This is a genomic window from Paenibacillus sinopodophylli (assembly GCF_005930355.1).
Taxonomy (GTDB): Bacteria; Bacillota; Bacilli; order Paenibacillales; family Paenibacillaceae; genus Pristimantibacillus; species Pristimantibacillus sinopodophylli.
Genome location: NZ_VDBO01000002.1, coordinates 243,798 through 255,834, shown reverse-complemented (window position 1 = coordinate 255,834; position 12,037 = coordinate 243,798). Strand labels below are relative to the sequence as shown.

Here is a 12,037-nt window from a genome sequence, read left to right as displayed (position 1 = left end):
CTGGTTTGCCCTATACTTGATTGTATGTTTTTGTTCACGGGGATACAAGCATAGGCTTATGAAGCAGCATCCAATATCGCAAAGTATGAATGAAATGAGAGTGTACAATGGAAAAGTTACAGCTAATCGCAACCGCACCGATGGGGTTAGAGGCGGTTGTCGCACGTGAGCTGAAAGATTTAGGTTATACCGACCTCCAAGTCGAGAACGGACGCGTGAATTTCACGGGCGGACCGCTCGATATTTGCCGAACCAATCTTTGGCTTCGAACCGCAGGACGTATTTTGATCAAAATGGGAGAATTCCCTGCCACTACCTTCGATGAGCTGTTCGAAGGAACAAAGGCGCTCGACTGGCCCACATGGATTCCGAATGATGGAGAATTCCCCGTCAATGGACGCTCGCAGAAGTCACAGCTGACAAGCGTTCCCGCCTGTCAAGGCATCGTCAAGAAGGCCGTTGTCGACAAGATGACAGCTCAATATGGCACGGAATGGTTTCCTGAGAATGGCGGACGTTATGTCATCGAGGTTACGCTGATGAACGATCGCGCGATGCTTACGCTCGACACAACGGGCGATGGCTTGCACAAACGCGGTTACCGCAAAGTCGCGACTGAAGCTCCGATTAGGGAAACGCTCGCCGCTGCACTTGTTCAGCTTAGCCGCTGGAATCCAGAACGCCCGTTGTATGATCCGTTCTGCGGCTCGGGCACCATCTTAATTGAAGCAGCCATGATCGGCTGGAATATTGCACCTGGACTCCGCCGCAGCTTCAACAGCGAAGGCTGGCCGCTTATTCCGAATGAGCTGTGGGATGAAGCTCGCGACGAAGCATTCGGTCTCGTTAAGGATAATATTCCTTTGCAAATTGCAGGCTCCGATATCGACCCTGGGGCTATAGAAATTGCAGAGGCAGCAATTAAGAAAGCCGGCTTCGGCAAAGAAATCAAGCTGACCGTCCAGCCCGTTGCGAAAGTAAAGCTAGAGGGCGACTACGGCGTCATCATTACGAATCCACCTTATGGTGAGCGCCTTGGCGATGATGTGCAAGCAGAAGCGGCTATGCGCCAATTCGGCTTAACTGCGCTTCATTACCCGACATGGTCGTATTTCTCGATCAGCCCTTCCACTTCTATCGAGCATTATTTCGGTCGTCCCGCCGATAAGAAGCGTAAGCTCTTCAATGGTCGCATCGAGTGTAATTACTTGCAGTTTTTCGGACCGCTCCCCCCGCGCGGCAATCGTTCGCAGCAATAAAGGGAGGCTATTAGCGTTATGTATTGGAATAATCAAAAGCCATTGCGCCGTACGATGAGCACCACTCTAGTCTGGCTGCAGCGTCTCAAAGCCATTGACCTGCTGTTGTTTATCGCTGCGATGATGGCTAAAGTATATTTGTTCTCAGTTATACTAAATGTAAAAAATATGGAAATGACCAGCACTGATGCCATCATCGAGCTTGGCGCCATTATTCTGTTCAGCTTCTGGACGATTTGGCTTCCCGCAAGGGGAAGGATTCTTTCTCTTATCGTCCTTAATATGATTGCTTCCTTTGTCCTTTACGCCGATATTATTTACTATCGCTACTTCCAAGATTTGATCTCCATTCCCGTGCTGCTGCAATTCAGCCAGGTTGACTCGCTTGGAGAGAGTATAGGCACCTTGCTTCACGCCAAAGACTTTCTACTCTTTTTGGACTGGGTCATTATCGTACCGTTTGCTTTCTATACGCTAGTACGCGGCAGAAGCGATCTTCGCTATGCGAATGAGTACCGGCGAATTACTCCCGTTTGGCAAAAGGCAGTTATTCGTGTCGTGCTTAGCGCTGTTATTTTCGGAATCGGAACCTCACTCGTATTCACGAATATTAATGAGGCAAAACGAACTTGGGGACAAGGAATATTCGAAGGCAATTGGTGGAATCTATCCATCTATAACGTAACTGGGGCACTCGGCTTTCACGGTTACGATGCTTATCGCTACGTGAAGCGCAACTGGTTTGATGCGGAGACCGTCACTGCCGAGCAAGCCTCGGAAACGAAGAACTGGATCGAGGGTCGCACTGCTATACGCGTGGCGCTTGAGCAGGACAAGCTATATGGAGCATATGCGGGCAGCAACGTCATTATGGTCCAGCTTGAGGCGTTCCAAAATTTCATGATCAACCAATCGATTGGCGGTCAAGAAATAACGCCGCATCTGAATGAGCTGATCAAGCAGAGCGCCTACTTCAGCCAGTTCTATCACCAGACGGCGCAGGGCCGAACCTCGGATGCTGATTTCACGGCCAACTGCTCGATGCAGCCCGTCCCGAATGGCTCTGTGTTTATCCAATATGCGCCGAATGAATTCGACTGCATGCCTTCCACCTTGAAGGATGAAGGCTATAGCACCTCCGTCTTCCATGCTTATGAGGGCGGTTTTTGGAATCGCAACACGATGTATCACAACATGCGCTACGACAACTTTTACAGCTTGAAACATTTCACACTGGATGAGAAAATCGGCTGGGCGCTTGGCGACAAGTCTTTCTTTAGACAATCCTTGGATGTTATTTCTGAGCAAAAACAGCCGTTCTATTCCTTTCTTATCACGTTGTCCAGCCATTATCCATTCACGATGCCCAAAGCTGAACAAAAGCTTAGCTTAGGTGAGCTGGATGGCACAATCATGGGTGACTATCTGCAGTCGATTCATTATGTCGATGCTGCGCTCGGCGAGCTTATCGCTCGGTTGAAAGACGAAGGGCTTTGGGATAATACGATATTGGCGATGTATGGCGATCATGACAACTCTATTAAAGATTGGTCTCTGCTCGAAACCTTCCTCGGCAAGCCGCTTAATGAACTAGAACGCCAGATGGCACTCAAACAGGTTCCCTTGCTCATTCATCTACCGGGCAACGAACATGCCGGAACTTATACCTATGCTGGCGGACAGCTTGATGTAACGCCAACGATTATGCATCTTCTCGGCATATCGACCGCCAATCAATATTTAATCGGCACGCCGCTGCTTACCGAGCTGCTGCTAGCAGGCAAGCTTGTCGTTCAGCGCAACGGATCGTTTACGGATGGCAACGTCTATTATCTCCCATCCTCTGACAGCATCGTTGAGAATGGAACTTGCTGGAGCATCCCCAATCAAACGAAAACCGATATGAACGCATGCATGCATGCAGCAGAGAATGCTCGTACCGAGCTTGCCATGTCCGATCAGATCATCATGAACGACCTCATCGACCTGTTCAAAGAACAGTCCGCTACCGAAGCGCACGCTGCGAACGATATCGAAACAGCTGCTCGCTGATTAATGAAGCTAGGTCGGCTTCCATTCCGAACAAATGTACTCGGGTAAGTTCAAACCCACACAGTGGACTTTCACCGCCTAGTTAATCGCATGCGTGGCAAACCACAAAGAAGCTCTCCAGCCTGCAGGCTGGAGAGCTTCTTTGTGGTTTAATACTATTTCTTACGCTGACTAAGCCAATCCAGCACATCATCAATCTTCTCTACCGGAACGATATTCAACTCTGGAGCTCCGCTGCGAGCCTCATCCGCAAGTGCAGCTGGTACAAAAAACACATCTGCATCCGTACGGCTAATGGCAAATGCCTTCTGCTTAATCCCCCCGATAAGACCAATGGTTCCATCTGCCTCTATCGTCCCCGTACCAGCAACTTGATTGCCGAATGTAACACCGCCGGGCGTCAGCTGATCGATAATGGCAAGCGTCAGCATCGCTCCATGCGATGGACCGCCTATGTGAGCCATATAGCGTTTGTAATCCATCGTTCGCGGAATATCAAGTAACAGCTCGGTCTGTACGGAAATGCCGAATACTGCTCTCTCAGCCTGATCAGGAGCGGCCTCCGTAGAAACTTGCTCCACTTTGGCTTCCCCAGCCCTTCTAAACGCAACCGATACCGTGGCTCCCGGCTCTACCGATTTCTGCATATAGCTGGTCATATCGCTTATTGAGCGTACAGCTTGTCCATCCAAATGATCAATAATATCTCCTGCCCTCAGGAGGCCATCGGCGGGGCTGTCTTTCACGATCGCTACAACGCGAACGCCGTCCGCTGTCACGCCTTTGCCAATACCGGCCATCTTCATCGCGACCGCAGCAGCAACGCTGTTCGCATCCGTCTTCATCATGACGACTTGCGTGTAGGTTTCCGTAAGCGGAGGTTCATTCTCCGGTTTCTTCTCGAAGCTGTAAGAAGGCAGCAAGCTCGCATAAAGCCAGTCCACAGGTACGGCAGGCCGATCAAATACGAGAACGCCGTTAACCGTCCCCCCTTGCTGTCCGCCCTCCACATGCGCGTAGCGATTCATATTCAGCGTCATTCCGGGATAGGTAACGTTATAGCCTGTCGGACAAAGCAGAACGAGGAGAATAACAATCGACAAGATGAGTACCGTTGTCCCTCGCTTCGGCAGCCAGATCGGCAAAAATGATTGCTTGGAGCGAGCCGTTTGTCCTCCATCAGCACGAAGCAGCTTAGCCGCTCGCACATTCTCTACTCCCTCGCCTACCAGCAGATCCGCATACACAAGCGGCACCGCCGCGCCTATAACGAGCAGCAGCGTTAGAAGATTCGCCGGATCAATCCAAATGAGGCATGCACCTATAACCCCTAGTGCAGCAATTACAAGCCTAAGGCTTTGCAGAGCAATAAAGAGACCCTTCCGCTTGCGTTGCTGCCATATACCGAGCAATGCTCCCACAGCCCAGCATAGCGGGATAATCGCCACGAGGTAGAACAGCCAATCAATCATTTCAATCCATTGCATGCCGCTCGCAAGCTTCAGCGGAGCTGGCAGCCAGATAAGCTCCGAAGCGACCAAGCAAGCAAACGCTGCACATAATCCGAACAAGTAATACACAGCTGGCTTACGCATTCCCATTTCCTCCTTCTATTCCTATGCACACGCAGATGAAACAAACAGCACGACGAACAGCGTCTTACGCTTTCACGTTAGCGTTACGGATCACTTTGATCGTTATCTTGCAATTAGATAAACCTGATGAGTCCCAATCCACAAGCTCTAAATGAATGAATACACAAACGAATATAGCCATGTAAAAAGAAAAGGGCAGCGAATTGAACGCTGTCCTTCGGTTTATTTATTATTCTTGCCAGCCGATAAGGCGGCAATCAAGAACAGTGTTGCATCCTATTACTTCGTCTGCAAATATTGACGTTCTTCGGATGCAATGCCGCGATCCCTAAGCTCGCCCTTCTCTATACCTTGAATATGCTCCAGCCACTGCGCTGGCGAATGCCCCAATCGACGGGCACGGTCAACTAGCTCGGCATAATAGCCGCAATGATCATAGCCGCCCAGCTTGCGTACGACCTCGATATACTCTACCACCAGCGCTCTCGCGTCCGCAGCAGTATAACCGTAATTGGCGGATAGCGCCTCGACTATGCCTCGCTCATACAAACTCAGCCTGACCTGTGCTCTCGCTTTCATGATACACCCACCTGCTTCCCGTATAGATATGCCAGCCGACAAGCTTAACATGCGACTCCCAACGCTCGGAGCAAAAAACAACTTGATTCCCGAGCCTAAGCGAATCCAGCTTTCTGCCTTTGCGCGATACTGTAATCTGCTCATAAAACCATTGCTCATCTTTCTCTAATTGTACTGCTTTATGTACGATTTTTCCAGTATCATTGTCCGCCATCGGGCCTATTATGATGTCCGGATGAATGCCGCAAGGATCCTCACCCTTGACGGTTGCTCTCCGATGAGCATAGATAAAGGACGCCCATGCTGGCGAGTCCGACAAAAACAGCAGCGGCTCCACCCGTTCCGGCACAGATGCGAACTCGATAACAAGCACGCACGGCTTACTGCCACTCCAAGATTCCTTAGCCGCCTTATGCGACCATTTGCGCGCTTGCGCGATCGAGATCGTTGTGTAGAAGCCTTCTCCGAAATCCTTGCCTGGACGCCAGTATGGCGAATTGAGCAGCTTACGCCCAAAAGATTGAACGGTATCGCTTGTTGTACCATGATATAACAGCTGCGGAGTCGTTATGTCCACCCTCGTGCTCCTTCCGGTTCAGCGGATAGACAACAGGACCTTACGAAAAAATGCTCGTAAGGTCCTGTTGTCGGCTCGTCTATTTCTTGATATAAGGTCGGACCTTCTCGATGGCCTCATCCTCGTTTACTGCCTTAATGTATCTGCCATTAATAAAAATAAATGCGTAGCGGGCACAAGGCCCGCAATAGGATTTACAGCCGACGCGGATCTCTGCGTCCGGCGCCAGCTTCTGCAGCTTAGGTACAATTGATTTCAACTGGGTGTGTTTGCATTTGTCGCAAACTCGAATGTCATTTGCCATAATAACTGACCATTTCAACCGGATACGAAGGAAACCTAGTGATCGCCGTGGTTGCCCTTGGTTGGATTCGTGACGGCAAAGCCTTCTTCAGGCACATAGAAATAATCGATGCGTACGCCGTCCAAGAAAGCATTGTCTTTCTCCAGAATGACGTCGATACCTTTGTCTGTTGATACAACAATATCCTTGTCAGTCGGCTCGTCAATTCCCATGCCGTAATGAGCGTGATCGCCGTGTGAATGAGTCACGTAAATGCGAAGCAGCTTGCCTTCGTTTTCGGGCTTGTCCAGCTCTAGCTGTAGTACTTTTGCGGCATTTTTTGAAATTCTGCAATTCATGATTATTCCAGCTCCTCTTATCATTAGCCTCGCGGCAATCTTTATTATTTTATATTATACTTCGTCTCCATTCTACGGGCAAACCATTGTGCGAGCACCATCGTAACGGCAATATCATCCACTGGCAGAAACGGCAGCGGCAACACGTCTGGAAGTACCCAGTAGAGGAAAACAGGAATAGTGAAGATCAGCTTGTCCAGCATTGAGACGTTTTTAGACCGCAGCAATTGAAAAATACGGACAAACGTCTGCTGCCAGTGGCGCAGCGACAACAATTTACGCATCAGACACTCCACCTTTGCTGAGCTTTTTCACTTATTATAACATATGACCCCTTCGTATGCTCTATCCAAACATGAAAGGCCAAAGGCCGCTAAAGACGAAGCATCTCTAGCAGCAGCGGCTGAAGTTCTACATAAATAGAGTCAAATTTGCTCATCGGAAGCGGGTTCTCGCCGTAACCAGCTTCAACGGTAAATCCCGGCCTGCGGTAGCGCTGGATATACCAATCCTTATAGCCTGCATCGCTGCCTGTAAGCTTAACGGCCTCGTATCCGCTTACCCTCGCCAGCTTACTCGCTAGTTGCTCTGACTCAGCAGGCTCAAAGTCACGATAATTCCAATAAATCTCGCGTCCCTGCGTATGCAGTGCCATCACACGATGGAAGTCGATTGTGTCTGTGAACCTAGCCATAGCAGCCGCCTCAGGCTCGCTAAGCGGGTAAGGCCCTGGATAATCGCGTGGTGCAGGTCCCTCCATTCCTCTGCGCTTACACTCCTCTTCCCAGAACGCAGGAAACTGATCATTCAAATCCACGCCGCGGATATTAGCTTTCCAGCCGCTGAACTGCGCCGATCCGCCATTCCAATCCACGAGCTGCCGATAATAGGGATGCGTCTCATGCAAGCCTTGCTGCGAGAGCTCGACGCCATCAGGATTGACCATCGGCACTACCCATAGCGTCACTTCCCTGCAGAGATCTGCTGCCTGCTGCCCGCCGATCTCCTCGCCGGTACAATAAGCCGCGGACAAATCCGCTACAAAACGCATCAGCAGCGCGGATGTAATCCACTCATTTGCATGGAAGGAACCATTCATATGAACGCGGCGCGAACCCGTTCCGCAGCGAAGCGCAAGCAAAGGCTTGCCCATGACGCTCTCCCCAATCACATGCGCTGATAGAAACGGATATCTGCCCGAGAGCTGTCTCACTCCATCGAGTAAATCCGAATACCCATAGCTTTGTACGGCGTACATATCTCAATCGCCTCCTGCTGCCTAAGTATGCTTCCTTCATGCTATGCGCGCCTGCGCATGTCCTATGTAGCGAAACGGCCAAAAGAAGCCAAACCCATTGGGTGCAGCTTCTTTGGTGCGATTTCAGCCTTCACACGATTGTGGGAATTTGCCACACGACTGGAGACAGCTGAATCTGCTTGCCCAGCCATTGATTCGTAATGGATTGGAATATTCGCGTATCTCCACTGCAAAAAAACTGATGAACCGAAATGGTCTCTCCATGCGAGAGGTTGCCCTCTGTTTGAAGAATCAAGCTAATCTCGCGTGCCGTCTCTTCTGCCGAGCTGATGAGCTTCACATCCTGCCCCATTACCTCGGAGATCGTCTCCGTCAAGAACGGATAATGCGTGCAGCCAAGTATAAGTGTATCGAGTGGATAGCCTTGCAGATGCCCAATCGAGCTCAGCACCGTTTCGTACGTTTCTCGGGAACGGAAATTGCCCTTCTCAACGAGCGGGACAAAGCGCGGACATGCTTCGCTAATCACTTTCACTTCAGGAGACAGCGCTCTTAGCGCCTGATCATAAGCTTTGCTCTTTATGGTTCCTTCTGTGCCGATTACGCCGACAAAGCCTGTAACCGTTAACCGAATGGCAGCTCTCGCTCCCGGATTAATGACCCCGACTACGGGAACCGCAACGCGTGAACGAATATCCTCAAGCCCCGCGGCTGTAGCGGTATTGCATGCTATAACAATCATTTTGGGATTAAACTGTATAAGATAATCGACGATTTCCCTGGTGAATCGAACAATTTCCTCCGAAGAGCGCGGGCCGTAAGGCGTTCTGGCCGTATCCCCGAAGTATACGATTTTCTCTCGCGGCAGTTGGCGCATGACTTCCTTAGCAACGGTGAGGCCGCCAACGCCTGAATCTAGTATCGCAATCGGTTGCTGCACAAACACACCGCTTTCCTGAATGAATGTTAATGAATCCAGACTTAATAACATATGAAAACAGGCACAAAAACGTACCTTTGGATAGCATGATGTCCACACTAGGTACAAGTAAAAGACCCGCCTAAATTTCAGTTAGCCAATAAAATCTGAAGTGATCGGCACGTTCCACACTTTTCCGCTCAAGTAAGTGAAGCTTGTCCAGCATGAGATGAAAAAAGACAACGAAGAAGGCAATGAACCGCAATTGAACCCTATCTAATCATTTGTTTATTAGACATTCATCCCGTGCGGATTGCGCTAAACAGCCCTTTGGCCTTTATGCGCTTCAAGACTGCCTGCTGTTTCGTTGGCACCGTATCGGGTACATACAAGTAGAAACCAAGCTCTCCCCAAGGAGCCGATTAGCAAAAGGAGGACGATCTGATGACGAAACGACATAGCCGAGCGGGACGCTTGAATGGGAAAATAGCACTCATTACAGGTGCCGGCTCCGGCATTGGACGAGCGGCCGCTTTGCGATTCGCAAGGGAAGGGGCTGATTTGGTGCTCCTGGATGTAAAGGAAGCTTCGATGGAGGAAGTTTGCCGCATCATTCAGAAAGACGAAGTCACCTGTCTTTCCATCGAGACGGATATTTCCAGTGAAATTCAGCTGGCAAATGCCTACCGCCAAGTGAAGGAACGTTTCGGCCGTGTGGATATTGTCTATGCCAATGCCGGTATTAACGGCGTGCTTGCCCCGATTGAACAAATGGCGTTGGACGATTGGAATACGACGCTGCAAGTTAATTTAAGCGGTACTTTTCTCACCGTGAAACACGCTATTCCATTGATGAAAGACAATGGCGGCAGCGTCATTATTACAAGCTCGATTAATGGCAACCGTGTTTTCTCCAACATCGGCTTCAGCGCTTACAGCAGCACGAAGGCGGGTCAGGTCGCTTTTGCCAAAATGGCCGCATTGGAGCTTGCCCAATACCAAATCCGCGTGAACGTCATATGCCCAGGCGCTATCGATACGAACATCGAAGAAAACACCGAAAGAACGCCAGAGCTTGACGAAATAACGATTCCCGTGGAATATCCCGAGGGCAATCAGCCGCTTGAGGATGGACCAGGCAGCGCCGCTCAAGTCGCGAAGCTTGCTTTGTTTCTGGCATCTGATGATGCGAGCCATATATCAGGTACGGAAGTGTACATCGATGGTGCGGAATCTTTGCTGCGCGGCTAATATTTGATTCATGTATCCATGAAAAATCACATACAAAAGGAGCGGGAGCCAATGTTCAAAGAATGTCTGCATCACTCACCAGATCTAAAATGGGCTTATGCCTACGATTGCAATACCTTTCATCTCAGGCTCCGCACCAAAAGGAATGACGTGGAAGAAGCCTTCGCTGTAACTGGTGACAAATACGACTGGGATAGCCATTCCATGGATATTCCAATGGAAAAGATTGCCGCCGATCCTTTGTTCGATTATTGGGAGGCCGTCATTAAACCACAATTCCATCGTTTTTCATACGGATTCCGTGTCCGATCCGGAGACGAAACCCTTTGGCTGATCGAGACAGGTATTTATGAAGACCAGCCTACGCCAGCAGGAGGCTACTTCGAGGTTCCCTTTATTCACGCCATCGATTTGTTTGATGCACCGGAGTGGGCGAAGTCCGCTATTTTCTATCAGATTATGCCTGATCGCTTCGCCAATGGCGACACGAGTAATGATCCGGAAGGGATCCGACCTTGGGGAGAAAAGCCAGGGGGAGAAGATCATTTTGGCGGTGATTTGCAAGGCATTCTCGATCACTTAAGCCATTTGACTGATTTGGGCGTGAACGCCATTTATTTGACGCCATTATTCTTAGCGCCGTCCAACCACAAATACGACACGGTCGATTATATGCATATTGATCCACAGTTCGGGGATGCAGCGCTTCTCAAAAAACTCGTGAAAGCCTGCCATGACCTCGGTATCCGTGTCGTGCTGGACGCTGTATTCAACCATACCAGCGAGCAATTCCCGCCGTTTCAGGACGTGCTGCAGCATGGCGACAATTCGAAGTATAAAGACTGGTTTCACTTGAACGGCTTCCCTGTAGAAGTCAAGGACGGTGCCGCGAACTACGCAACCTTCGGCTTCTTCGGCAATATGCCAAAGCTCAACACTGCTAATCCTGAGGTTAAGCAATATCTGCTGGATGTGTCTATTCATTGGATCAGAGAGGCCGATATTGACGGCTGGCGGCTTGACGTAGCCAACGAAGTCGACCACGCCTTCTGGCGTGATTTCCGTACAGCAGTAAAAACGGAGAAGCCTGACGCATTTATTATCGGTGAAGTTTGGGGTAATGCGCTCAATTGGCTGCATGGCGATGAGTTCGATTCGTCCATGAATTATCCATTCACGAATGAAGTGACCGCTTTTTTCGCATCTGCCGACTATGCAGCCTCTGGTTTCGCAGACCAGATCAACCGTCTGCTTATGCGTTATCCGCAACAGACGAACGAAGCCATGTTCAATCTGCTCTCAAGCCATGACATTCCGCGCATTGCGACTAGACTAGGCGGCAACAAAGCTCGCTTGAAGCTGGCTGTTGTTTTCATGATGGCTTCTATGGGCATTCCCTGCATCTATTATGGCGACGAGATCGGACTAGACGGCGACGATGATCCGGATTGCCGCAAATGCATGGAATGGGATACTGAGCGGCAGGATCGCGAGCTGTTTGACTTCTACCAGCTTCTGATCGCCCTGCGCAAAGAGCATGCCGCGCTGCGCGACGGCCGCTTCCGCTTCCTTCACGCAGACAACGAGAGTGGTACTCTCATTTTCGAGCGCTTGAATGAGAAGCAGCATTTCACGATTTGGATGAATAACACCGATGAGTCCGTCACGCTGTCGCATCCTATGGATGTGGACGACTGGCATGATGCCCTGACCGGAGATGAGATTATTACAGTTGACGAGCAGCTTCGAATTGATCTGCCGCCCCTTGACTTCAGAATCATCTATCGAATCATATAGTACCTCCTGGACCTCTATCTTGTCATTTGGGCAAGGTAGAGGTCCTTTTCCCCCTCTTGACTGCTTCTCCCTGACCTATACCTTCGAATTTACAAGCTGCTGCTATTT

At 50.0% G+C, this 12,037-nt stretch carries 12 protein-coding genes; 4 read left to right on the top strand and 8 right to left on the bottom strand.

All coding sequences use genetic code 11. From position 1 onward, the window contains the following. Nucleotides 1-107: 107 nt before the first annotated feature. Nucleotides 108-1,259, top strand: a complete 1,152-nt coding sequence (locus FGT79_RS13020; protein WP_138753246.1) for a THUMP domain-containing class I SAM-dependent RNA methyltransferase — start codon at nt 108-110, stop codon at nt 1,257-1,259. Nucleotides 1,260-1,277: 18 nt separating this feature from the next. Next, the gene (locus FGT79_RS13015) at nt 1,278-3,311 is read left to right on the top strand and encodes an LTA synthase family protein (protein ID WP_138753245.1); all 2,034 of its coding nucleotides are present in this window, start codon (nt 1,278-1,280) and stop codon (nt 3,309-3,311) included. Nucleotides 3,312-3,466: 155 nt separating this feature from the next. Here FGT79_RS13015 and FGT79_RS13010 read toward each other — a convergent pair whose 3' ends face one another. The 8 genes from FGT79_RS13010 to racE form a co-directional block, all read right to left on the bottom strand. Continuing rightward, nucleotides 3,467-4,906 (bottom strand): PDZ domain-containing protein, encoded by a 1,440-nt coding sequence (locus tag FGT79_RS13010; protein ID WP_171056222.1) that lies wholly within the window; start codon nt 4,904-4,906, stop codon nt 3,467-3,469. Nucleotides 4,907-5,185: 279 nt separating this feature from the next. After that, nucleotides 5,186-5,485, bottom strand: coding sequence for a hypothetical protein (locus FGT79_RS13005; protein ID WP_138753243.1), 300 nt, complete (start codon nt 5,483-5,485; stop codon nt 5,186-5,188). Further along, the gene (locus FGT79_RS13000; RefSeq protein WP_138753242.1) at nt 5,448-6,062 is read right to left on the bottom strand and encodes a DUF3990 domain-containing protein; all 615 of its coding nucleotides are present in this window, start codon (nt 6,060-6,062) and stop codon (nt 5,448-5,450) included. The genes FGT79_RS13005 and FGT79_RS13000 overlap by 38 nt, the downstream gene beginning before the upstream one ends. Nucleotides 6,063-6,141: 79 nt before the next feature. Beyond that, nucleotides 6,142-6,366, bottom strand: a complete 225-nt coding sequence (locus tag FGT79_RS12995) for a YuzB family protein (protein WP_138753241.1) — start codon at nt 6,364-6,366, stop codon at nt 6,142-6,144. 35 nt (nt 6,367-6,401) lie between these two features. After that, nucleotides 6,402-6,704 (bottom strand): iron-sulfur cluster assembly accessory protein, encoded by a 303-nt coding sequence (locus tag FGT79_RS12990; protein ID WP_138753240.1) that lies wholly within the window; start codon nt 6,702-6,704, stop codon nt 6,402-6,404. A gap of 44 nt (nt 6,705-6,748) precedes the next feature. Beyond that, on the bottom strand, nt 6,749-6,988 hold the full coding sequence (locus FGT79_RS12985) for a hypothetical protein (RefSeq protein ID WP_138753239.1): 240 nt from the start codon (nt 6,986-6,988) through the stop codon (nt 6,749-6,751). A gap of 89 nt (nt 6,989-7,077) precedes the next feature. Then, nucleotides 7,078-7,962, bottom strand: coding sequence for a M14 family metallopeptidase (locus FGT79_RS12980; RefSeq protein WP_138753238.1), 885 nt, complete (start codon nt 7,960-7,962; stop codon nt 7,078-7,080). Nucleotides 7,963-8,092: 130 nt separating this feature from the next. Continuing rightward, nucleotides 8,093-8,902: a glutamate racemase gene (gene racE / locus FGT79_RS12975; protein WP_138753237.1), complete on the bottom strand. Its 810-nt coding sequence runs from the start codon at nt 8,900-8,902 to the stop codon at nt 8,093-8,095. A gap of 423 nt (nt 8,903-9,325) precedes the next feature. Here racE and FGT79_RS12970 point away from each other — a divergent pair, with 423 nt between their 5' ends. Both FGT79_RS12970 and FGT79_RS12965 read left to right on the top strand, forming a co-directional pair. Beyond that, the gene (locus tag FGT79_RS12970) at nt 9,326-10,132 is read left to right on the top strand and encodes an SDR family oxidoreductase (RefSeq protein WP_138753236.1); all 807 of its coding nucleotides are present in this window, start codon (nt 9,326-9,328) and stop codon (nt 10,130-10,132) included. Between the two features lie 51 nt (nt 10,133-10,183). Continuing rightward, nucleotides 10,184-11,929, top strand: coding sequence for an alpha-glycosidase (locus tag FGT79_RS12965; RefSeq protein ID WP_138753235.1), 1,746 nt, complete (start codon nt 10,184-10,186; stop codon nt 11,927-11,929). Nucleotides 11,930-12,037 lie beyond the last annotated feature (108 nt).